We start from the raw sequence: 22,077 nt of genomic DNA, 5'->3' as shown, positions 1-22,077 counted from the left end.
GAGTGCTGGTTATGTGTGCTTGAAGCCGATGAAACCGCCGTCCACGGTCAGGAACTGGCCGGTGATGAAGCGATTGCCGGGCCCGACCAGGAAAGCCGTGGCTGCAGCGATGTCCTCGGGTTGGGCGAGGCGGTCGAGGGCCGTCTGGGACGTGATCGCCCCGATCTGCTCGGGGGACAGGTGACGTCGCGTCATCGGTGAATCCACCACACCGGGGAGCACCGCATTGATCAGGATGCCCTTCTCTCCCAGATCCATGGCGCAGGACTTCACCAGGCCCTGCAGTGCGGCCTTGGAGACGGTGTAGGAGAGTTTTCCCAGCCGGCTCTCCAGCTGCCAGATCGAACTGATGACGCAGAGGCGACTGCCGCGCTCCAGCCGCCCCGCCGACAACAGCGCCGAAAGACTGGCCGCAATGAACAGCACATTGCATTGCCAGAGCCGCTCGAAGGTGGTCGGATCGAAATCAGCGATCGAATCACTGGCGTTGAGGCCGTGGGCCCACACCACCGCATCCAGCGGCGGCAAGGCCGAAAACAGCTCGGCACTCACCGGCTCGGCATAGGAGAGGGCCACGTGGGAACGGGCACTCCCTGAGGGGGAAACGGCTGCCGAGCCGGCCGTGTGGAGCTGGTCACCCGCAGCCGTCAGGGCTTCGGCGATGGCCGAACCCAGGGCACCCCCGGCGCCGAACACCAGCACATTCCGGGGTCGCGGGTCAGGGGAAACGGCGCTCATGGAAGCAAGACCCCTAGGCCGCCAGCAGCAGGAAGCGTTGCTGTGCCCCATGGTAAGGGGACTCCCAGGATTTTCAGACCCTCGTCTCGCGGGAGGGAACGTTGTGGCGGCTTCGCTCCACCACCAGGGGCAGGCGCAGGGTGCGCTGGTTGATGAAGCCGATGTATTCGCCCAGGATGCCGAGGGCGAACATCATGGTGCCGGCGAAGAACAGCGCCGAAACCGACAGCATGGCCACACCGAACTGGAAGCTGTCCCAGAAGATCAGCTTGCTGACCATCACCACGAACGACAGCAGAATCGAAAGGGCCCCGAGCGACAGGCCGGCGGTGGTGATCAACCGCATCGGCTTGCGGGAGGAGGTGACGATGCCGAGCACGCCGAAATCCACCAGGAAGGAGAGCGAGGCGGAGCTGCTGCCGCCCTTGCGATCGGCACTCACGTAGGGAATCGTGGACCACTTGAAGCCGATGGCGCAGACCAGGCCCTTGATGAAGGGATAGGAATCGATCGATTGCCGCAGGGCCAGAATCACGGAGCGGTCGTAGATGCCGAATCCGGTGGTGTCGCGCACCATTGGGTAGTCGGACAGCCACGAGAGTGTGGCGTAATAGATCTTCTTGCAGAGGAACAGGATCGGGCTTTCGTGGCTGGAGCGCCGCACCGCGAAGATCACCTGGTCATCGCCCTTCTTCCAGGCGCTGATCAGATCGGCCACCAGCTCGGGGGGATCCTGCAGATCCGCCATCAGAAAGACATTGGCATCCGCATCGGGCACCAGCAGGGCATTGGCCGAGGAGCGCACGAAACCGAAGTTCGAGACGTTGCGGATCAGGCCGACGCGGGAGTCCCTGGCCGCCAGCCCCTCGATCAGTTGCACGGTGTGGTCGGTGGAGCAGTTATCGGCAAAAACGATCGAAAAGACATCGTCCGGAAACTGCTCGAGAACCTTGGCCAGCCTCACATAGAGCGCTTCGACGTTGGACGACTCGTTGTAACAGGGAATGCATATGGCAATATGATGCGTCGACGTCGTCATGGGCAAATGTTGTCAAAAAGCATGCTGCAGGCAGTGTATCTTTTGGCTGCCGTTCTTGCGGCATGCCTGGGCCAATTCATCTTGCGGATCCGGCCGCCGGCCGAAGGCGTCCGCACCGGTGCGATCTACCTGGCGGCCTCGCTTGTTTGCTATGGCGCCTCCTTCGGCATCACGGCCCTGGTGCTGCCCGGGGTCGATCGAAAACTGGCCGTGCTGGTGCTGAGCCTGCAATATCCGCTGCTGTATGTGTTCTTCTCGCTGAAGGATGCGGCCCCGGTGGCTCCGGCCAACATCCTGGCCATCACCCTGGGCTATGGGATCGTGGCCCTTGGGATGGCGGGCCGCTAGCTCACTCCCGCAAAGGCCACGGGACTGTCGATCAGCCTGGACACATAGATGGCCGTCTCACCCTTGGAGCTGTTTCCAGGCCGATCCAGATCGCTCAGGGAAAACTCCAGTGTCTCGCCGGAGCGCACCGCCAGGCCGCCTGTGAAGGGGAACCGGGCGATGTGGTTGTCCTGCAATCGGCTCTTGTCCACATCCGCCGAACAGACAGGGGCGGCCGCCGATGGGGATTGAACGCAGAGGCGCAGGACGCCATGGTTGACCCGGTTGTTGGTACCGATCATCAGACCGACGGCCTCCATCTTCAGATCCTCCTGTGGAACGACGGGAAAGCGCATCGTCCGACCGGTGTGCAAGGGCATGGGCTGGAGCTGCCTGGGCAGGAGGTCGCTGACCTTCGAATTCATCGGCGTGAAGTGCATCACGCCGGCGCAGAGTCGGTCGATCTGGGGCCGGCCCAAATGGAAGCTCCAGACGGGGCCCGCGAAGATCTGCAGCTCCATCGGCAGCTTGCCGGGCACCCGACACTGCTGCTCGAGCTGTTCGCTGTAGCTGATCGGCGCCGCGCGGCGGGCGACGTTGTTGTGATAGAAGACGATCGAAAGAATCAGCCAGCAGGCCAGGATCCTGGAGGCCGTTCCCTGGCGGGTTGTGCGATCGCGCACCAGGAGAACAAAGGCCGTGATCAGGATCGTGAGGAACAGAACGGTGTTCCAGAAGAAGAAGCGCCCGCCGGCATCCTCCACGGTCAAGACGGCGAGGGGAGCCCCCCGGCGCACCGCCACCAGCAGGCTGGAGAGGGAGAGCACCATGGTGGAGAACATGGCCAGATAGAGCAGTGACGGCTGCCGCATCCGGCGGCTCACCACCCGCACCGCCAGCACCACAACGGCCACCATCACAGCCACCAGCAGCAGTTGCAGCGGCTCCGGCAGCACCCGCAGGTACCAGCCCGGCTTGTAGCCGCCGAACAGGGGGCTGACCAGGTGGATGGTAAACCAGTCGAGCAGCACATCCGGCCGGGCCAGCAGCTTGCTGATCGCCTCGGCGGTGGAGACCTTGTAGCTGTAGCTCAGCTGGGAGAGATAGAGCTGCACGGAGGAGAGCAGCACCGGCACGGTGAGCCAGACCGGGGCCAGCGAGAGACGGCGCCGCTTCAGCAGCACGAAGACCAGCAGGGGCAGGCCATAGAGGGCGGCGAAGGGGCCCGTGAACACCGCCACCAGCCCATAGAGAAACAGCAGCAGCTGGAAGCCCGGCCACACCCGGAGGGGCGGCGCCTCACTGCCCTGCAGCAGGCGGCCGTAAACCGCATAGGCGATCAGGATGAAGCCGAGCGGGAAGAAGATGTAGGCGTTGGGCAGATTGAGATAGGTTTCCTGGCCGTAGGGATAGAAGACATAGGGGATATAGGAGAAGCGCAGGATCCGGCCGAAGAACCCCATCCGGATCAGGGCCTCCATGCAGCACAGGGGCACCAGGTAGCTGGCCCAGGCCACCGCCAGGAAAAACTGCGGGTAATCCAGCGGCGAGAGGTTGTTGACGGCGAACAGGGCCACCAGGCGCTGCAGCAGGTGGCTGTAGCCGGCGTAGGTCTTGAAGATGGAGTGGACGCCTGAATCGATCGCCGTCTGCAGAAAGATCGATCCGTCTTCCGCATAGAGGAGCGGCTCCAGGGAGATGGAGGGCCGCCTCAGGAAATAGAACAGGGCGCAGAGGCCGATGAAGCCGGCGGAGACGAGCAGGGGGCGCAGCTTCTGCAGGGCAACGGGCATGGTTCGGTTCACCCCGGCCTCAGCCCATCAGGTTGGTTTCGGTCCAGGCGAGCATGCGGCTGACGCCGTCGCGGCAGGAGATGGCCGGCGACCAGCCCAGCAGCCGCTGGGCCTTGGCGATGTCGGCGATGAAGCAGTCCTGGTCGCTGGCGCGGCGGGGGGTGGGGGTGTACACCAGCGGCGGAATGGCCAGCAGCTCGGCGAGCAGGGCGAACAGCTCCAGCAGGCTGAGGGAGTTGGCGGCGCCGCCGCCGATGTTGAAGATCTCGCCGGTCATGCGCTCCCGGTGCTCGTAGGCGGCCCGGTAGAGGCGGATCAGGTCGTCGGCGTGGAGGACATCGCGCACCTGCTTGCCGGTGCCCGCGATGGTGAAGGGCTCGGGGGCCACACCGGCCTGGTGGGCGCGCTTCTGCTCGATGGCCTTCTGGCAGAACCAGCCCACCCAGCCCTGGTCGAAGGAGGCGAACTGGCGGCCGCCGAAGATCGAGGAGTGGCGGAACACCACCGTCTTGAGGCCATAGACGCGGGCCCAGTCGCGTACGTACTGGTCCGCCGCCCCCTTGGAGCAGCCGTAGGGGGTGGAGAAATCGAGGCCGAGGGCTTCGTCGAGGCCTTCGGGGTGGTCGGGGAGGCGGTAGCGGGTGGGGGTCTCCTCGTAGCGGAGGCCCTCCAGGTCGCCGTAGACCTTGTTGGTGCTGCTGTAGGCGATCAGCGCCTCCGGGGAGAGGGCCCGGGCGGCTTCGAGCACGTGGAACGTGCCCAGCACGTTGGTCTGCAGGTCGCGGGCGGGATCGGTCAGGGAGGTGGTCATCGCCACCTGGCCGCCCACATGGGCGATGTAGTCGAAGGGGGCGTGGCGGCGGAAGACGGCCATCACGGCCTCGGCTTCGGCCAGATCGCCCTGGATGAAGTGGAAGCGCCCGGGGGCGGCCTGGGACTCCAGCCAGGCCAGGTTGGCCGCCGAACCGCGCCGGAACAGGGCATCGAGCACGATCACCTCGGCGCCTTCCTGCAGGTAGGAGGCGGCCAGGTTGGAGCCGAGAAAGCCGCAACCGCCGGTGATCAGGACCTTCATCGGATTCAGGGCAGAGGGGACGCGGGAAGCCTCAAACCAGCCAGGTCCGGAACGTATCGCTCGATCTGATCGGGTCGGTCGGGAAGCACACCGGGGCGCAATCTACCGGTCGCCCCCAGGTGGCTCCACTCCGCCTCGGCGAAGGCCAGCAGGCTGGTGGCGACGCCCGAGCCGATGTTGGCCACCAGGGGGCGGCCCGGGGCCACATCGGGGCGCGTGCAGGCCTCCAGCAGGTGGGCCGCCACGGCGGCGACAGGCACGAAATCACTGACCTGGCGGCCCGAGGTCATGGGGAAATCCTCCCCGGCCAGGGCGGCGCGCCGCAGGGAGGGCCAGAAGTTGCCCGCGAACTGGCCCTCGCCGTAGGCGGTGAAGATGCGGCCGTAGAAGAGCTCCAGGCGCCGCTGGATGGCGAAGGTGCGCAGGAGCTGGAAGGCCGCCGCCTTGCTGGCCCCGTAGGCGCTCAGGGGCTCCAGGGGGGCATCGGGGGGGATGGCCGCAAAACGGCGGGCGGCGTTGCCGTACTCGTGGCTGGTGCCGGTGACGACGCAGCGGCGCACCCCCGCCTCCGCCGCCAGCTCCAGCAGCCGCAGGCTGCCGGCCACGTTGGCCTGCACCAGCTCAGCCCAGGGCACCTGCTTCGGGCTGACACCCGCCGAGGCCAAGTGCAGCACCGCCTCCACCCCCTCCAGCGCGGAGGCCGGGAGGGTGAGCAGGTCGCCCTCGCACCACTGGGGCTGGCGGGGCAGGGGGATCACCGGGGCGGAGGCGGGGCTGCGGCGCAGGGCCCGCACCTGGTGCCCCGCCGCCAGGGCCGCCGCCAGCACGTGGGAGCCGATGAAGCCGGTGCCGCCGGTGAGGAACAGCCGCATCAGGCCTGGCAGAAGGCCCGGATCACGTCGATCTCCTTGGCCAGCATCGGCGCCGTGAGGCCCGGGTAGGTGCCGAGGAAGAGGGTGTCGACCATGATCGCGTCGGCGCCGGCCAGGTCGCCCACCACCCGCAGGGCGTCGGGGCGATCGGCGCGCAGCTGCACGAAGGCCGGCTGGCGCACCAGGTTGCCGCCGAACAGCATGCGGTTGCCGATGCGGTGGGCATCGAGCTCCCGGGCCAGGTCGGTGCGGCGGAAGGGGGCGTCGGGCTTGACGGCGATCTTGAAGCCGAACCAGGAGCAGTCGGTGCGGCAGCCGCTGGCATCCCAGGAGAAGCCCGTCTGCGGATCCCAGCCGGTGGCGTGGGTGGGCAGGGAGAACTCCAGCACATGCTCGGTGGCCACCAGGCCTTCACGCAGGGTCTGCCAGTTGCGCTTGCGGGCCTCGATGAACTCCGGCAGGCGGCGCAGCTGCACCCGGCCGATCGCGGCCTGGGGATCGAGGGGTTTGAGGTTGAAGCCGAGGTGGCTGTAGATGTACTTGTGGTCGTAGCCGGCGGGCAGTTCGCCGAGCTGCCAGTCGAAGCGCTTGCCGCAGGTGTCGTCCTTGCCGGAGGGGCACCAGCAGTCGCGGCCCCAGTCGCGGAAGCTCTCTGCCACCACCTTGAGCTTCTGGTCGCGGACGATGTTGACGGCGCCGCCCTCGCCCATGGTGAGGTGGTGAGGCGGGTAGAAGCTCTGGGTGCTGATGTCGCCCCAGGTGCCGGTCCAGCGGATGACGCGGTCGGGGCCCTCATCGAGGCCAGGGCTGTTGTCGGAGAAGCCGAGGGATTCGGCCAGCTCCCGGGGCATGGAATAGGAGCACCCCAATGCGTCGCAGTTGTCTTCGACGAGATAGAGGTCGTGGGCGCGGCAGAAGCGCAGCACGGCCGCCAGGTCGAAGGGGTTGCCCAGGGCGTGGGCCATCATCACGGCCTTGGTGACGCCGGGGGTGAAGGCGGCTTCCAGCTGGTCGCAGCGGGCGTTGCCGGTGATCGGATCGGCGTCGATGAACACCGGCACGGCGCCCACCTGCAGGATCGGCGCCACGGTGGTGGGGAAGCCGGCGGCCACGGTGATCACCTCATCGCCGGGGCGCAGGCGCCGCTCGGCGGGCAGGCGGTGGGAGGTGAGGGCCGAGATGGCCACCAGATTCGCCGAGGAGCCGGAATTGACCAGCAGGCTGTGGCGCACCCCCAGGAAGGCGGCCAGCTCGCTCTCCATGGCGGCGCCTTCCGTGCCGAGGGTGAGCCAGAAGTCGAGGGTGGTGCCCACGGCCGCTTCGACTTCGTCTTCGGTGAAGACACGGCCGGCGTAGGGGATGGTCTGGCCGTCGGCGTGGGGTGTGCGGTCCGGGTCGTCGCCGGGGCGGTAGCCGGCGTGGGCGCGGCGGGCGTAGTCGCGGGTGAGCCGGAGGATCTCCTGCTTGAGCTGGTCGAGGTCGGCGGTCATGGGGTGGATCGGCCCGGCGGGCAGCAGGCGAGATAGGCGGTGAGGTCGTCGAGGCAGCAGGACACGGGGTCGTCGCCGGCTTCGATCACGCGGCGATACCACTGAAGCGTGCGGGCGGTGGTGGTGGCGAAATCCCAGCGGGGCGACCAGCCGAGGCGGTGGTGGGCCTTGTCGACCACAAGGTTCAACAGACCCGCCTCATGGGGAGCGGTGGGATCGGAGGCATCGATCCAGGTGCCGGGCCAGTGGTGCAGGGCCTGCTCCACCAGCTCCTGCACGGGCCGGTTGGCCTCCAGCTGGGGCCCGAAGTTGAAGGCCTCCGCCATCGCGAGGCCATCGGACGGCTCGGCGAGGGCCTCGGCCAAGGCCAGGTAGCCGCCGAGGGGTTCGAGCACGTGCTGCCAGGGGCGGGTGGCGCCGGGATTGCGCAGGGTGATGGGCTCACCGGCGCGCAGGGAGCGGACGGTGTCGGGAATGATGCGGTCGGCGGCCCAGTCGCCCCCGCCGATGACGTTGCCGGCCCGGGCACTGGCCAGGCGCAGGTGGGGCGACTGGTGGGGCAGGGTGCCGCAGTAGCTGGCGCGCCAGGAGCTGATCGCCAGCTCGGCGGCGGCCTTGCTGCTGCTGTAGGGGTCGTGGCCGCCGAGGGGATCGTTCTCCCGGTAGCCGTAGAGCCATTCGTTGTTGCGGTACACCTTGTCGGTGGTGATCAGCACCGCGGCGCAGGGCTGGGCCAGGGGCCGCATGGCCTCGATCAGGTGGATGGTGCCCAGGACGTTGGTTTCCCAGGTGAGCACCGGCTCGGCGTAGCTGCGCCGCACCAGGGGCTGGGCCGCCAGGTGCAGCACCACCTCCGGCTGCACGGCCGCCACCAGCTCGCTGAGGGCGGCCGGATCGCGCAGATCGCCCACGTGGTGGTCGAGGCGGCCGGCCAGGCCCAGCTGGTCGAACAGGGAGGGCTCGGTGTCCGGCGCCAGGGCGAAGCCGGTGACGCGGGCGCCCAGCTCGCAGAGCCACAGGGCCAGCCAGCTGCCCTTGAAGCCGGTGTGGCCGGTGAGCAGCACCCGCTTGCCCTGCCAGAAGGCGGGATCGGGCTGCTGCCAGGCCCGCCGGGGGGAGGTGCTGGCCATGGTCAGCTCCAGATCTTCCAGGGGGCGCGGCCCTGCTGCCAGAGGTCTTCGAGGCGCTGGCGGTCGCGCAGGGTGTCCATGGGCTGCCAGAAGCCGCGGTGCTTGAAGGAGTTGAGCTGGCCCTGGGTGGCGAGGGCCTTGAGGGGGGCCTGCTCCCAGACGCACTGGTCGCCGTCGATCAGGTCGATCACGGGGGGGTCGAGCACGAAGAAGCCGCCGTTGATCCAGGCATTGTCGCCGTCGGGCTTCTCCTCGAAATCCGTGACCACATCACCGTCGAGGTGCAGGGCGCCGTAGCGGCCGGGGGGCTGGACGGCGGTGAGGGTGGCCTGCAGGCCCTGGCGCTGGTGATGGGCGATCAGGGCGGTGATGTCCACATCGGCGACGCCGTCGCCGTAGGTGAAGCAGAAGGACTCGTCGTCGGGGAGGTAGCTGCGCACCCGGGCCAGACGGCCGCCGGTGAGGGTGGCGTCGCCGGTGTCCACCAGGGTCACCTTCCAGGGTTCGGCCTTCTGGCGGTGCACTTCCATGTGGTTGAGGTCCATATGGAAGGTGACATCACTGGTGTGCAGGAAATAGTTGGCGAAGTATTCCTTGATCACATAACCCTTGTAGCCACAACAGATGATGAAATCGTTGATGCCGTGGTGGCTGTAGATCTTGAGGATGTGCCACAGGATCGGCTTGCCACCGATCTCCACCATCGGCTTGGGCCGCAGGTGGGTCTCCTCTGCGAGTCGGGTACCCAGTCCACCGGCCAGGATGACGGCTTTCATCAGGCAGCAACGGGCCAGGCAGGCGGCGGCAACCTAGCAAAGGCACTCCATACCACCGAACCCAGACAGGCCAGGCGTTCTGGTGGCTGCCGCAGGGTCAGGCAGGCAGGCGAAAGACGACAGTTTCCTAAGCCCCCAGGCAACGCCTGAGGCCTCTGGCCAGCATGAAAATCGTTTCCACCACTGGCCTGTGGCCGCCCGAAGCAAGAAGCTGACGCTGACGGAGGTCAGGGGGCTGATCCAGGCGCTCCTTGCGAAGCCGGACCTGGACGAGGCCGACCTGCTGGCCTTCGCGCAGACGGTCAACGGGGCAGCGTTCAAGGATCCGCCGCCGCCAAAGCCCAAGCCGCCCACCGCCACCGAGATCAAGAGCAAGGTGCTGGCCCACTTCAGGTGCAAGACCGTCACCCAGCTGCGCAAGGACAAGAACTTCCAGCTCTCGATGACGGGCGAAGAGGTGGCGCTGAAGACCAAGGACGACTGGCTGGTGCTCTACCGGCGCTTCATCGGCATTCCGGCCAACGAGCGGAACCTGGCGGACGGACCCACCGTGATCAACGGCATCGACGTGCTGCAGCACTTCCGGCCCTGGGTGGTGTTCGGCCTCGACCCGAAGACCGCCACCGCGGATGAGGTGCGCGAGGCATTCCGGCGCCTGATCCAGGTGCACCACCCCGACCACGGCGGCGATCCCCGGGTCGCGGAACGCCTGCAAACCATGAAGGACTCGATCCTTGCCCTGATGCCCTGAAGCGATGCGCGACTTTTTGACGGCCCAGGAAACGGCCAGGATTCTCGGGAAACGGATTGACATCCTCTACAACATCGTCGAAGCGTTCGATGCCAAAGCCGACGACGAATGGGAGCTGGTGGAGGGCGAGCACTTCGAGTACGCCGGCCCTGCCGTGGCCGGCGCCAATGGGCGGCGCCCCCGTCGCTTCAGCGAGGAGGGCGTGGAGGCCCTGGCCCGCTACATCGAAGCCACCGAGAAGACGGGCGTGCTGGGTTGGTTCCGTGAGCGGCTCTTCAACGTGAAGCAGAAGCGCAAGCAACTGTTGGTGTCGCGGCGGATCACCCAGGAGTTCATCGAGGCCGGCGGCACCCTGGAGATCCGGGGCGATCTGGCCTTCGTGAGCCGAAAAACCACGGTGGGGATCCTGCAGACCAACTACAAGGGCCTTTCCAACTCATGGGAGCGGCTGCGCACAGCTGGTACGGAGGAGGGGGAAGAAGCCCTTGAGCTGAACAAGGACTTCCTGGAGAACGAGGAGCGGCAGGTGCTGATCAGCCAGCGGGGCATCGCCCGTGTGGCCCGCGACATGCGGGTCAACAGCCGCATCACAAAAACGCGTCAGGCCTGGATCGAAGCCGTGGGCGAAGTGGTGGAAGCCTGCTTCAACTCCGAGATCCGCTACCTCACCGATGGGGTGAACCGGGCGATCAAGCGCGCCAAGTCGGCGGCCGGCCATCGCTGCGAAATCACCGGCAAGCAAGCGGCGGTGCACAAGAAGATCGACCTCGACGGCCACCATCTGTTCGACCGCCGCAGCCGACCGGACCTGGCCGACCTGCCGGAGAACATCTTGGTGCTGGTGCCCGATCTGCATCGGGAGTTTCATGGCTGGAAAAGCGGCCCCTGTACCCCGAAAGATGTACTGGTGTTCATCGAAACGGCACGGGGTGATCTGTTCGATCCGGTGAACTCTCGCGACATGAAGCGGCTACGGGCGCTGACCCACCGGCTGCAGCGGTTCCAGAGTGAGCGGGAGGGGCAGAAGGTGAGGTATCACCGGGCCTAATGCTTGCCATGGCCTGGCTGCAAAATGCCAGCGGGGCCACGAAGGAGCAGTTCGCGGGGGCATAGGCACAAGGCAGGGTTAGGCATCATTTGTCAGCTTGTAAGAAACCTTCTCATCAGCAACAGTGATGGACTTCGCCTTGGCCATCTGATCGATCACAGCCAGGACGTCTATGTCATTCACTTGCTTGTAAAGGATGGCGTCAATTGAAGACTTGAGAGCTGACAACGTCCGTGGGCGAGAGGACCCAGACCTTAAGCGATCCACCACTAGGGTCATGCGCTCCTTGGGCGTCTTGGCATTTGATGCACGGATCAAAGGGATCTCGCCAATTGTCTCGCTTCTTACCGAAAAAATTTTCCTCTCCCTTAGGTGCTCGATCAGTGGGTCAAACCCTTTGTCCTTGGAAATGATATGAAAAAACGCATTGGGATCAGTCGCACCAATTCTGCCTATGTAAAACGCAATATGAAAGTCTAATGCGTTCGGGCCCGCTCCGGAAATCTTGATATACTTGGCGCGCTCACCAAGGTCCTGTATTGCAGACACGGTCTCAAAAGAGAGTTTTGTCTGCCCCTTGCCCACAAAGACATAGGCAATAAACCCATCCCTATTGAGCAGTTCAAGCTGGTTTGGCTGAACGCTTTCATAGTCAATCAAGACATAGTTGATTCGCTTCGTCGTAGATGACATGCAAAGCGTCAGGCACAAGGACTGTGAAGTTGAGTCTAGGCATTGAAGACAGATATCGCCACTTCAGCAAGCTTCGCAACATTCGAAGCGTGTCCAGGCATATCTGGCTCCTACTGAATGCCTAACGCTTGCCATCACCTGGCCGCCAAGAGCAAGCAAGATCAACAACGTCCATCAGGGCGCGGCAAAGGTGAATGACTGCGTTAGGCGTCACCTTCTCGGCAAGTAGTTCAAGAATCGGCCAAGTATGTCGCTAGATTGGGAATCTTTTGCGAGTCTGAACACAAGCTCGCGATACTCGGCATGCTTCAGCCCCAGGCACGTGGATACTTGATCTGCCAGAGACTTACGGTTGTAGATTTTTAGTATGTCGTCGAGCCTCTGGTTCTGGAGTGCCGCCCTGAAGCGCGCCTCAGCGTCGGCTGCTATCGCTGTAATGTCCAGGGTTGCCAGTAAGGCATCCACTCCAGCTTGGAGCCCTGCTCGATCATTCGACAAGGGCGAGAAGCAGCTCAAGTGATATCTAATCCGTCTCGCTGCGGACTGCGTAACCTGTAGCTCAATTTCAGCGGTTAGAGATCTGCTGACATACTCCGTGACAGCGCGGACTGTTTCTGCCGGATCCCGGGCAAGCACTTGCCCTACGCAAGAGAGTACCTGTTCGTTGCAAAGAAGATTCTCAATTTCCGCAAAGGGAATCGAGAAGACTTGATGCCTCTCCAAAGCGGCGATCTCGTCATCAGACCGATGATCCCTATCCACTAGTCCAAACGCAGTAAGAGTGTGAAGAGCCGGGTTCGCGTTAAGCGCTTTAACCGATTCGACTACCTTTTCACTGCTTCCTCTTGGAACTACGTGATAGCTTGGATAGCACAGCTGGTACAGTGAGTGATCAAGGCCGCCGCGCTCGCCCTCGCAGAAGAGGACAGGCTTCCGATTACCCACGAGTTCAAGTACTAGGCTCTCGGGAAGTGCTTCATCGGTCGGCAGCTCTGACCATGTCCAAGCGCCTGCGGTGAAGCTTTGTACCCAGAACTTGGATGCACCGTACCGACTAGCGGCGAAGTCGAGGTCGTGCGTGATGTAGACGATGGACTTGTCCGGGCAAAGTTCTTCCACCTTGTTCCAAAGCTTGTCCATCAACGACTTGTGTAGATGAAGTTCCGGTTCATCCACGATGACGAGTGACCCTGGCGGCGCCGTAAGGCATTGGCCAAGCAGGTACAGCGTGACGCGCTCACCGTCGCTCATTTCCTTGGCGTGGTACTCGGCCGGTGTCCCCCTGTTGACGACCACCTTTCCATCATGAAATGAGACGGAGCGATGCGGCATCAGATAGCTCCACAGCTTGACAATGTTGTCTATTGCGGAATCAGGTACCGGCAAATACGCGGCGACCTCTCTGGTCATCTGAGTGTGGATTCGATCCCGTTCGCTTTCCTTCGCAAAGAGCAAAGCGAGAACGCCGTTGTAGTCGTTCAGCAGGTGCGTCGCTGGGTTTCCGCCCCAGCGATCATGAATCTTCCGGTCGGTGCTTGCGTGCTGATCTGATCGTCCGAAGTAGAGTTCCCTCTCCGCCTGCTCAACGTTCTTGACCTCTGCGTAGTCGGGCAGCGCTAGTGCCTTTTGCGCTCCTATGCGATGAACGGGAATGTGCCCCTGGTTCTGACCCTCCAGCCAGATGCCAAGTCGTGTCTTTCCGGAGCCGTTTGCTCCAATGACCACAACACGAGATGGATGGGGAACCTCAACAACGAGCCCACCCGGAGTAGTGCTAGGAAATCGAAGTGTCATGTACAGAGGCTTCGGTTGTGACGCCTAACCCCCAACATCAGCGGCGGGAGAAGATTTGTGCCATCATGAATAATTTGGAATCCCGCCCGCTGGATGTTGATGTTAGGGTTCAGTATAGCCAACGGTTTTGACTATGCGTCCAATATTGCGATCACTTCTTCAGGTGAAAGTCTGCGTACATTGCTGATGTCCCCCGCAGCACTAAGCATGCGGCGGTACTTTCCGACCATTGGCATGTGGCTGTTCATGCCATCATTCTGAGCAAGGTACTGCTCCTGTTCTTGGAACTTTCCCTGCTTTTCAAGAAGGAACCGGCAAAACCCTAGGTACCTTGATTCGTTATTCCCATCAAATCCTGGAAAAATGCTCAAATGATGGCTGACCAGCTGGAGGTCTCGGCTAGACCGCTTAACGTCTTCTATTGCTCGGTAGAGATTGAGCACCTCTAGGACAAAACGCCCTTCGCTTTCGGGCATGTCTTCAGAGATCCATTCGTCAACCATTGAATAGAAGACTTCATATCCGCATTCAAGTATATCAATCAACTCTAGATAGCGCGACTCTTCGCCCTTATTTAGTTCAGCAAGAATACGGTACTGGTTGATAAGGATGAGTCGGTCTTTTTTGGTGAGTGTAATTGTCATTTTTCAATAAAGAATCTTGTGCTTGATGTGGCGAGCCATCCCTACGATGTCGGGATAGATTGTGTATTCATCAAGATTAGCCCATCGCAAGAACTCGCGTGCCTCTGGTTTTGCAGCGCTTGGCAGAATCACTTTTCGAAACGTTTCAGAGGCTGCTGACTCAAATCCGGTTGGTAGTGAGCCGGCCACCGTGAAGACCCCCTTTTGAGCAACTAGCCTATCGCTCTGCGGACCTGGGCGTATTGCTAGCGGTTTCTCGATCTTGACTGGCCTATTTTCCCAATACATACTCTTATAATCAAATGACTTGTCTTCGGGTAAATTGATGACGTCATCCCGTCCGCTAAGCCGATTTAAGGCAATAGGGTCTAGTACAAAGAGGGCACTGTCGTCTGAATCGCTGTAGTCGCTATAAAGAATAAATGCTATTGCTACACCCATAACAGTGGTCCAGTCCAGAAGGCGAGTAGGGACCCAATAGTGCTGCATATCAAATAGCGTCTCCCAATCGCTAGTACGGCGGTCGAATAGACGAGTTGCTGACTTCGTAAACTCAATGAACAGCGCCTTTTCTTTCTTCTCCCAATCTGCTTCCCTAGGCAAACTAGGTACAAGATTCCATCCATGATCTGAATGGCCCCTATACCAGGTTTCTGTGGGATTGCCGAGGTCTTGTTCGGCATCTCTCACTTGATCTAGAAACTCACTCCAGGCTGACATGGAAGCACATGCGGAATTCTTCTTCTTATGTAAGTTTACGGTGACAGTGCGCATGGCAGGCATGCTGCTGTGTGATTCTGCCATGGAGATGGAAGACAGCGACGCCATCTGCCATGAACCCTAACTCCTTATTGGACAGTTCCGTGAACCACCCCCAGCCGGCATGTCCATTCCCGATAAGACAACTGAGTTCACAGCAACCAGTCTCTGAAACCCTTGGCAGGCAACGACAATCTAATCAGGAACCCCAACACCAGCCATGGTTAACGGGCCCGTGAACCACTTGTATTTACGGCTACAACAGACCACGATGATGTGATTCAAGCGGGATGCTCCAACGGCAGCCCCTGCGCCTTCCAGGCCCGCAGTCCCCCGCGCAGGTTGGCCACCTGGGTCAGTCCTTTCTTCTGCAGCTGTTGGGTGGCCAGAGCGGAGCGGCTGCCGGAGTGGCAAAGCACCACCGTGGGCCTATCCGTGGGGATCTCGCCGGCTCGCGTCGGCAACTCGGGCAGGGGAATCAGCAGGCTGCCCGGGATGCGACCGTCCGGGCCCTGCACCTCCGCTTCGGAGCGCACGTCCACCAGCGTCAGGGCCTCGCGGTGGCCGGCCACCCAGTCGGCGCTCAGTTCCGGCAGGCCGGCATAGCTGCGCTCGATCGGTGCCCAGTCGTCCGCCTCTTCCAGGCCACCGTCGGCGGGCCGGCCGGAGCGCAGGTTGGCCGGCAGGGCCACGGAGATCCGGTTGGGGTGGGGGAGATGCAGGTTCTCCATGTAGCCCACGAAGTCGCGCTCATCGGCCTCGCCCCCGAGCCGGGCGTTGTAGGCCTTCTCCTCGGCCACCGAGCTCACCGCCCGGCCGCTGTAGTCGTGGGCCGGGTAGAGCAGGCACTGGTCGGGCAGGGAGAGGAGCTGCTCGGTGATCGAGTGGTAGAGGGTGGAGGCATCCCCCTGCTGAAAGTCGCAGCGGCCGCAGCCCCGCACCAGCAGGGCATCACCGGTGAAGGCCACGCTGTGGTCATCGAGCACCACGCTCAGGCAACCGTCGGTGTGGCCGGGGGTGGCGCGCACCTCCAGATGGCGGCCGCCGAAGCTCACCCGATCCCCGTGGTGCAGGGGCAGGGTCACGTTCTCGGCCCCGGCCACGGCCGCCAGGCCGATGGCGCAGCCGGTGGCCCGATGCAGTCGCCAGCTGCCGGTCACGTGGTCGGCGTGCACGTGGGTGTCGAGGCTGGCGACCAGCTGGATGCCCAGCTCGCGGATCTGGGAGAGATCGCGGGGGTGCTGCTCATACACCGAATCGATCAGCACCCCCTGTCGGGAGGCCACATCGGCCAGCAGGTAGGTGAAGGTGCCCGTCTCGGCATCAAAGAGCTGCCGCAGCAGCAGCGGCGCACCGCCGGCGGCGGCCGACAGGGCGAAGGGAGCGTGGGGAGCCATCGCGTCTGCGGCGTCAGCCCTGCAGCTTGGGGCGTCCTTCCGCCAGCACCCCCTGCAGGTAGGCGCCCACGAACATCCCGGCCAGGCCGATCAGCACCGGCCCGTTGCCGATGCCAATGCTGGCCACCGCCGCCCCGGGGCACAGGCCGCACAGGCCCCAGCCCACGCCGAAGATCACCGCCCCCGGCACAGTGCCGGCCAGCATCGGCTTCACCTCGTGGGAGAAGGGCAGCCCCAGCAGCGTGGTCTCCCGCAGCCTCGGGGCCAGCCGGAAGCCGATCGTCGTGACCGCCAGGGCCGCCGCCATCACCAGCAGCAGGCCGAGGTCGCGCAGCTGCAGGAAGCTCAGCACCACCTCCGGCCGGGCCATGCCGCTCAGCGCCAGCCCATAGCCGAACAGACCACCGCCCAGCAGGATCGAGAACAGGCGCTTCATGGGGTCACCCCCAGCAGCATCACGACCCGGGCGGTGACGATGGCCACCGCCATGAACACCGCCACCGCCAGCAGCGAGGCCCGCGAGAAGGAGGCGACGCCGCAGATGCCGTGGCCGGAGGTGCAGCCCGAGGAGAGCCGGGTGCCGAAGCCCACCAGCAGCCCCCCCAGCGCCAGCCGCCACCAGCCCTCCGCCGTGACGAAGAAGGCCTGGTGGGTGGCGGCGTACAGCCAGGCGCCCAGCACCATGGCCAGGGCGAACAGCAGCCGCCACTGGCGCGAGCTGCGCTCAGCCGTGAGCGGCGTGACGTAGGTGAGCGTGGAGCTCAGGACGGAACTCGCCCCGGCTTTGACGCCGAGGGTGAGGTACATGACCATCAGTCCCAGTCCGAGGAACAGCCCCCCGTACAGATAGGACGTGACGCCATTGGGAAATGGGAAGCCCAATCGATGCGGCCAACAACGACGCTTGGACCATAAACACATCGGTGGACGCGGGCAACTTCTCGGGGCAGCCCCCCCGTGGAGGCCTGATCAGGCCGCCATCACCCGCATAGGACAATCCGTGCATGGCGGCCAGGGCCGGGCCGATCAGGTCCTCGGAGGTGATGGGCAGCACCGCTCCGAACTGATGCAGCAGATCCGAGCAGAACAGGGTGCTCTGCGTTTCCTCGAACAACAGGCCCGCATCCCAGCCGTGGGGCAGGTGGGGGGCGAAGTCGTCCACACTGACGACCTTGCTGACGAACGTGCAGACCGGCTCGGCCTGCGGGGCGATCTCGGTGACGCTGGCCGTAGTCGATTGCAGGGATCACTGAATCGCCGGGGGACAAGCGGCGACGTTCTAGGCCATGTCGAGCCCTAGAGCTGTCCGTCGTTCAGCTATGGAATCCTGCAATACCTTCACCGTTGCCGGTGATCGCACGGCCTCAATCGTACGAATCTTGATGTGCCTGAGCCTGGCGCCTGTACCCTCAAGGACTGGATGCGAATCGGCAATACTCGCGCCGTGATAGAAGCCCAGGTTTGCATAGCTCTTCTGGGGCATGATGTACGCATAGGCTTCGGACATCTTCTTCTCTCCAAAGCCATAGGCAACCGATGGCTCACCCGGGCGGGGCACCTCGATGCTATCCGGATGGAGTTCCTGGATGAGCGCTCTCAGAGCTTGGCAGATCAAGCGCACATCCTGCGGCGCAGACGCAAGAACATCCTCGAACGTGCCGAGCCTGTTAATGCTTTTCACTGGGGGCAAACCTCACTACTGGCTAACGCTTGCGATTATCGGCAAGAACGGGGACAACTGTCGCCCTTCCATCTAGGTGCCTCAGGAAATGGTGACTGCCTTTCACCCTGATCTCTTAAAAGCCAATATCTTTCAACGCTGCGATGAGGGCGTTTCCTGAAACCGCCGAATATCTTGTCACGCCAGACAGTCCAGATCAGGGGAAACAAGCTGCAGGGGCGGTGGCCCGCCCCCCCAACTCACACCCCCAGGGGTTCGCCCTGGGCCTTCTTCTGCTCGGCCAGCACCTGCTCCAGACCCTCGATGTCGGCGTCGGTGATCTTGGTCTGCATCGGGCAGTGCTTGGGGCCGCACATCGAGCAGAACTCGGCCTGCTTGTAGATGTCGGCCGGCAGGGTTTCGTCGTGGTACTCGCGGGCCCGTTCCGGATCCAGGCTGAGGTCGAACTGCTTGTTCCAGTCGAAGGCGTAGCGGGCGCGGCTGAGCTCGTCGTCGCGGTCGCGGGCGCCGGGGCGATGGCGGGCGATGTCGGCGGCGTGGGCGGCGATCTTGTAGGCGATCAGGCCCTCGCGCACGTCTTCGGCGTTGGGCAGGCCCAGGTGCTCCTTCGGCGTCACGTAGCAGAGCATCGCCGTGCCGTGCCAGCCGGCCAGCGCCGCGCCGATGGCGCTGGTGATGTGGTCGTAGCCGGGGGCGATGTCGGTGACCAGCGGGCCAAGCACGTAGAAGGGCGCCTCGCTGCACTCCTCCATCTGCTTCTTGACGTTGAACTCGATCTGGTCCATCGGCACATGGCCCGGACCCTCCACCATCACCTGCACGTCGTGCTTCCAGGCGCGGCGGGTGAGCTCACCCAGGGTCTTCAGTTCCGCCAGCTGGGCCGCATCGGAGGCATCGTGCTGGCAGCCAGGGCGCAGGGAATCCCCCAGGGAGAAGCTGCAGTCGTAGCGCTTGAAGATCTCGCAGATGTCGTCGAAGCGGGTGAACAGCGGGTTCTGGCGGTGGTGGTACAGCATCCACTGGGCCAGGATGCCGCCGCCGCGGCTCACGATCCCGGTGAGCCGTCCCTTCACCTTGGGCAGGTGCTCGATCAGCAGGCCGGCATGGATCGTCTGGTAGTCGACGCCCTGCTGGCAGTGCTTCTCGATCACATGCAGGAAGTCGTCCTCATCGAGCTTCTCGATCATCCCGTGCACGCTCTCCAGCGCCTGGTAGACGGGCACCGTGCCGATCGGCACCGTGGAGGCGTTGATGATCGCCGTGCGCACCTCATCGAGGTTCACCCCGCCGGTGGAGAGGTCCATCACGGTGTCGGCGCCGTACTTCACCGCCAGCTTCAGCTTGGCCACCTCCTCATCGAGGTCGGAGGCATTGGGGGAGGCGCCGATGTTGGCGTTGACCTTGCACTTGCTGGCGATGCCGATCGCCATCGGCTCGAGGCCAGGGTGCTCGATGTTGGCGGGGATGATCATGCGGCCCCGGGCCACCTCCTCCATCACCAGCGACTCGGGCAGGTTTTCCCGCTTGGCCACGTAGGCCATCTCCTCGGTGATCACCCCCTGGCGGGCGTAATGCAGCTGGGTGACGTTGGCTTGACCACGACGCTTCTGGATCCAGGCGCTGCGCATGACAGGAATGACGAAGGACTGTTGGGCGCAGCCTGAGAGCTTCCGCACTTCCCTGCGCCGGCATGACCCGGATCAGGTTCGGAGGGTGTGATCTCAGCCCTGGGCGAAGCGATCGGTGGATCCTGCGCCGGGCACCCCTAGTGACCCTCGAAACCTAGCAAGGCTGAACGGGGGTGGGGCCAGGGCTGAAAGGGTCAGGGCCAGGGCGGAACGGGGACCGGGCTCCGCCACCATGTTTCCGGGTTCTGTACAGGCTGTACAGGTTCGGGAAACGGCGCGCGCGCGCATCCCCGGGGCCACGAACGCCCGCTGGCGAGGGCGCAGGTGTCAGGTCTGCAGGCCGTCCAAAGCAATGGCCGTGACGCGATGGTCGCCGTCGCCCTGCAGCGCCGCCAGGGCCTCGCGGGCCTGGGCCGCCTCCGGCCCCCGGCCGTCCCGCACCAGGCGGCCCAGGATCTCGGCCCCACCGGCCCGGACCGTGCCGTCGCCATCGGTCACCGCCTCCCGAGCCAGCTCCAGCAGCCAGGCCGCCGGCATCGCCTCCTGCTCCGCCAGGGCCGAGAGGATGCTGCAGCGCACCAGCCACTGGTCGTCGGCCACGAACGCATCCCGCAGCAGGGGCCAGGCCCGCTCCACCCCATAGCTGGCCAGGGCGTTGGCGGCCTCGGCCCGCACATTGGCGTCCTCGTCCTGGCGCACCGCCGTCGCCAGCGCCGCCCAGCCGGCCTCGCTGCGCTTCACCCCCAGCCCGGCGCAGGCCAGTGAACGGATCACGAAGGTGGCCTGCTCCAGCCCCAGCAGCAGCAGCGGGATCGCCGCCTCCGGCTCCACCCCCCGCAGCCCCGCCAGGGCCGGCATCGCCCGGCTCGGATCGCCCGAAGCGATCGCCTGCCGCGCCGCTTCCAGATCGGGGGTGGACTCACTCACGGGGATCAGGGCGGGGATCCTTCACCTTGGCGCAGCTCGCCGCCGGCCGGGGGGCCCTGGCGCAGGGCCCGCAGCAGCTCGGCCCGCCGCCGCCGCCGCCGGATCCAGCTGGTGGTGAGCAGGCCGGAGCCGATCACCAGGGCAGGCACGGCCGGCAGCTTGTCGGCCCCCTGGCGGGTGCACAGCACCAGCAGGGCCAGCAGGATCAGCAGCGGCGAGGAAAGCGCCAGCAGCGCCGCCCGGAAGCGGGAGGGCCGACGGCCGCTCAAACCGGCTGCTCCATCCAGCGCAGCAGGCTGAGGGTGAGCACCTTGATGCCCACCTCCAGGCAGCCCTCGTCGGGATCGAAGCTGTTGCTGTGCAGGGGCGTGCAGCCCCCGGGCCCGGCCACCCCCAGGCGGAACATGGTGCCGCGGGTGCCCTCCAGCAGCTGGGCGAAGTCCTCGGCCCCCAGGGACGGCTGCTCCAGCCACTGCACCTTGGTGCGGCCCAGCAGCCCCACGGCCGTGTCGGCCACCAGCTGGGTGAGCTCCGGATCGTTGTGCACCGGCGGCGAGATGCAGCGGTAATGCACCCGGGCCTCGCCGCCGTGGCCCTGGCAGAGGGCGTGCACCGTGTCCTCGATCCAGCCCGGCAGCTGGGCGTGCACCTCCAGATCCAGGCAGCGCACCGTGCCCAGCAGCCGCACGTGGTCGGCGATGACGTTGAAGGCCTTGCCCCCCTCGATCAGCCCGAAGCTCACCACCACCGGATGGAGCGGGTCGAGCCGCCGGCTGATCGCCTCCTGCAGCCCGCTCACCACCCGGGCGGCGATCCAGATCGCATCGGTGCTCTGGTGCGGCCGGGCGCCGTGGCCCCCTTCCCCCAGCACCTCCACCTCCAGCTCCCCCGCCGCGGCCGTGAGGCTGCCGCTGCGCACCCCCACCGTGCCCACCTCCAGGCTCGGGAACACGTGCACCCCGAACAGGGCCTGCACCCCCTCCATTGCCCCGTCGGCCCGCATCCAGGCCGCTCCTTCCGCCGTCTCCTCCGCCGGCTGGAACAGCAGCCGCACCCGGGCCGTGAGCCGGTCGGCCACGCCGGCCAGCAGCCGCGCCACCCCCAGGCCCACGGTGGTGTGGATGTCGTGGCCGCAGGCATGCATCAGGCCCTGGCGGCTGGAGGCATAGGGCAGCTCGGTGCGCTCCTCGATCGGCAGGGCATCCATGTCGGCCCGCAGGGCCACCAGCGGCGCCCCCACCGGCCCCAGTTCGGCCACCACCCCGGTGCGGCCCACCCCTTCGCGCACCTCCCAGCCCCAGCGCCGCAGCTCACCGGCCACCAGGGCGGCGGTCTGCTGCTCGTGGCCGCTCAGCTCGGGGTGGCGGTGGATGTGGCGGCGGATCTGGATCAGCTCCGGCAGCAGCGACTGCAGGGTGTCCTCCAGCCCCAGGGCGTCCCAGGTCCCATCCCCCCCCTCGACGGGCCCGCCGGGTGAGAAGGGGGGAAAGGACAAGGGGGTCATGGGCGGAGGGG

General features: G+C 64.8%; 23 protein-coding genes and 1 riboswitch. Of the genes, 3 read left to right on the top strand and 20 right to left on the bottom strand.

The features are described 5' to 3' along the window. Positions 1-9: 9 nt before the first annotated feature. Both CJZ86_RS02105 and CJZ86_RS02100 read right to left on the bottom strand, forming a co-directional pair. Positions 10-738 (bottom strand): SDR family NAD(P)-dependent oxidoreductase, encoded by a 729-nt coding sequence (locus tag CJZ86_RS02105; protein WP_143594012.1) that lies wholly within the window; start codon positions 736-738, stop codon positions 10-12. A gap of 73 nt (positions 739-811) precedes the next feature. Then, entirely contained in the window at positions 812-1,777 is a 966-nt protein-coding gene (locus CJZ86_RS02100) for a glycosyltransferase family 2 protein (protein WP_094584315.1), read from the bottom strand. Between the two features lie 21 nt (positions 1,778-1,798). Here CJZ86_RS02100 and CJZ86_RS02095 point away from each other — a divergent pair, with 21 nt between their 5' ends. Then, positions 1,799-2,125, top strand: a complete 327-nt coding sequence (locus tag CJZ86_RS02095; protein ID WP_143594011.1) for a hypothetical protein — start codon at positions 1,799-1,801, stop codon at positions 2,123-2,125. Here the strand turns inward: CJZ86_RS02095 and CJZ86_RS02090 are convergent. Genes CJZ86_RS02090 through rfbF form a run of 6 tightly spaced genes read right to left on the bottom strand, consistent with a single transcriptional unit; the run spans position 2,122 to position 9,240 of the window. Continuing rightward, complete coding sequence (locus CJZ86_RS02090) at positions 2,122-3,897, bottom strand: hypothetical protein (protein WP_094584313.1); 1,776 nt, start codon at positions 3,895-3,897, stop codon at positions 2,122-2,124. The genes CJZ86_RS02095 and CJZ86_RS02090 overlap by 4 nt on opposite strands. 19 nt (positions 3,898-3,916) lie before the next feature. Beyond that, a complete protein-coding gene (locus CJZ86_RS02085) occupies positions 3,917-4,972 on the bottom strand; it encodes an SDR family NAD(P)-dependent oxidoreductase (RefSeq protein ID WP_094584312.1) in 1,056 nt (351 codons plus the stop codon). A 5-nt stretch (positions 4,973-4,977) separates the two neighbouring features. Further along, positions 4,978-5,844 (bottom strand): NAD-dependent epimerase/dehydratase family protein, encoded by an 867-nt coding sequence (locus tag CJZ86_RS02080; RefSeq protein ID WP_094584311.1) that lies wholly within the window; start codon positions 5,842-5,844, stop codon positions 4,978-4,980. Further along, complete coding sequence (gene rfbH, locus CJZ86_RS02075) at positions 5,844-7,334, bottom strand: lipopolysaccharide biosynthesis protein RfbH (RefSeq protein ID WP_094584310.1); 1,491 nt, start codon at positions 7,332-7,334, stop codon at positions 5,844-5,846. Before rfbH ends, CJZ86_RS02080 begins: the two co-directional genes overlap by 1 nt. Continuing rightward, entirely contained in the window at positions 7,331-8,464 is a 1,134-nt protein-coding gene (rfbG, locus tag CJZ86_RS02070; protein ID WP_094584309.1) for a CDP-glucose 4,6-dehydratase, read from the bottom strand. The genes rfbH and rfbG overlap by 4 nt, the downstream gene beginning before the upstream one ends. Before the next feature lie 2 nt (positions 8,465-8,466). Further along, positions 8,467-9,240: a glucose-1-phosphate cytidylyltransferase gene (gene rfbF, locus CJZ86_RS02065; protein ID WP_094584308.1), complete on the bottom strand. Its 774-nt coding sequence runs from the start codon at positions 9,238-9,240 to the stop codon at positions 8,467-8,469. 82 nt (positions 9,241-9,322) lie between these two features. Here rfbF and CJZ86_RS02060 point away from each other — a divergent pair, with 82 nt between their 5' ends. Both CJZ86_RS02060 and CJZ86_RS02055 read left to right on the top strand, forming a co-directional pair. After that, the gene (locus CJZ86_RS02060) at positions 9,323-9,991 is read left to right on the top strand and encodes a J domain-containing protein (protein ID WP_233133786.1); all 669 of its coding nucleotides are present in this window, start codon (positions 9,323-9,325) and stop codon (positions 9,989-9,991) included. 4 nt (positions 9,992-9,995) lie between these two features. Continuing rightward, the gene (locus tag CJZ86_RS02055; protein WP_094584306.1) at positions 9,996-11,039 is read left to right on the top strand and encodes a hypothetical protein; all 1,044 of its coding nucleotides are present in this window, start codon (positions 9,996-9,998) and stop codon (positions 11,037-11,039) included. Between the two features lie 78 nt (positions 11,040-11,117). Here CJZ86_RS02055 and CJZ86_RS02050 read toward each other — a convergent pair whose 3' ends face one another. The 12 genes from CJZ86_RS02050 to CJZ86_RS01990 form a co-directional block, all read right to left on the bottom strand. Further along, positions 11,118-11,699 carry a PIN domain-containing protein gene (locus CJZ86_RS02050; RefSeq protein ID WP_233133785.1) on the bottom strand — a complete coding sequence of 194 codons (582 nt, stop codon included), beginning with the start codon at positions 11,697-11,699 and terminating at the stop codon, positions 11,118-11,120. 243 nt (positions 11,700-11,942) lie between these two features. Beyond that, positions 11,943-13,526: a DUF4435 domain-containing protein gene (locus tag CJZ86_RS02045; protein WP_198960054.1), complete on the bottom strand. Its 1,584-nt coding sequence runs from the start codon at positions 13,524-13,526 to the stop codon at positions 11,943-11,945. Between the two features lie 131 nt (positions 13,527-13,657). After that, positions 13,658-14,170: a YfbU family protein gene (locus CJZ86_RS02040; RefSeq protein ID WP_198960053.1), complete on the bottom strand. Its 513-nt coding sequence runs from the start codon at positions 14,168-14,170 to the stop codon at positions 13,658-13,660. 3 nt (positions 14,171-14,173) lie between these two features. Then, complete coding sequence (locus CJZ86_RS02035) at positions 14,174-14,998, bottom strand: FRG domain-containing protein (RefSeq protein ID WP_198960052.1); 825 nt, start codon at positions 14,996-14,998, stop codon at positions 14,174-14,176. A gap of 212 nt (positions 14,999-15,210) precedes the next feature. After that, positions 15,211-16,326 (bottom strand): rhodanese-like domain-containing protein, encoded by a 1,116-nt coding sequence (locus CJZ86_RS02030; protein ID WP_094584303.1) that lies wholly within the window; start codon positions 16,324-16,326, stop codon positions 15,211-15,213. A 13-nt stretch (positions 16,327-16,339) separates the two neighbouring features. Continuing rightward, positions 16,340-16,762, bottom strand: a complete 423-nt coding sequence (locus tag CJZ86_RS02025) for a DUF6691 family protein (RefSeq protein ID WP_094584302.1) — start codon at positions 16,760-16,762, stop codon at positions 16,340-16,342. After that, positions 16,759-17,208: a YeeE/YedE family protein gene (locus CJZ86_RS02020; RefSeq protein WP_198960051.1), complete on the bottom strand. Its 450-nt coding sequence runs from the start codon at positions 17,206-17,208 to the stop codon at positions 16,759-16,761. The genes CJZ86_RS02025 and CJZ86_RS02020 overlap by 4 nt, the downstream gene beginning before the upstream one ends. Positions 17,209-17,605: 397 nt before the next feature. Next, positions 17,606-18,007: a DUF1801 domain-containing protein gene (locus CJZ86_RS02010; protein WP_158219484.1), complete on the bottom strand. Its 402-nt coding sequence runs from the start codon at positions 18,005-18,007 to the stop codon at positions 17,606-17,608. A gap of 239 nt (positions 18,008-18,246) precedes the next feature. Next, positions 18,247-19,635 carry a phosphomethylpyrimidine synthase ThiC gene (gene thiC / locus CJZ86_RS02005; RefSeq protein ID WP_094584299.1) on the bottom strand — a complete coding sequence of 463 codons (1,389 nt, stop codon included), beginning with the start codon at positions 19,633-19,635 and terminating at the stop codon, positions 18,247-18,249. 32 nt (positions 19,636-19,667) lie between these two features. Next, positions 19,668-19,784: riboswitch (TPP riboswitch) on the bottom strand. Positions 19,785-19,962: 178 nt separating this feature from the next. Next, the gene (locus tag CJZ86_RS02000; RefSeq protein ID WP_094584298.1) at positions 19,963-20,562 is read right to left on the bottom strand and encodes a HEAT repeat domain-containing protein; all 600 of its coding nucleotides are present in this window, start codon (positions 20,560-20,562) and stop codon (positions 19,963-19,965) included. A gap of 5 nt (positions 20,563-20,567) precedes the next feature. After that, complete coding sequence (locus CJZ86_RS01995) at positions 20,568-20,831, bottom strand: DUF3188 domain-containing protein (protein ID WP_094584297.1); 264 nt, start codon at positions 20,829-20,831, stop codon at positions 20,568-20,570. Further along, positions 20,828-22,066 (bottom strand): amidohydrolase, encoded by a 1,239-nt coding sequence (locus tag CJZ86_RS01990; protein WP_094584296.1) that lies wholly within the window; start codon positions 22,064-22,066, stop codon positions 20,828-20,830. The genes CJZ86_RS01995 and CJZ86_RS01990 overlap by 4 nt, the downstream gene beginning before the upstream one ends. Positions 22,067-22,077 lie beyond the last annotated feature (11 nt).

This window comes from Synechococcus sp. BO 8801 (assembly GCF_002252675.1).
GTDB lineage: Bacteria > Cyanobacteriota > Cyanobacteriia > PCC-6307 > Cyanobiaceae > Cyanobium.
This window is presented reverse-complemented; position numbering and strand designations above follow the sequence as displayed.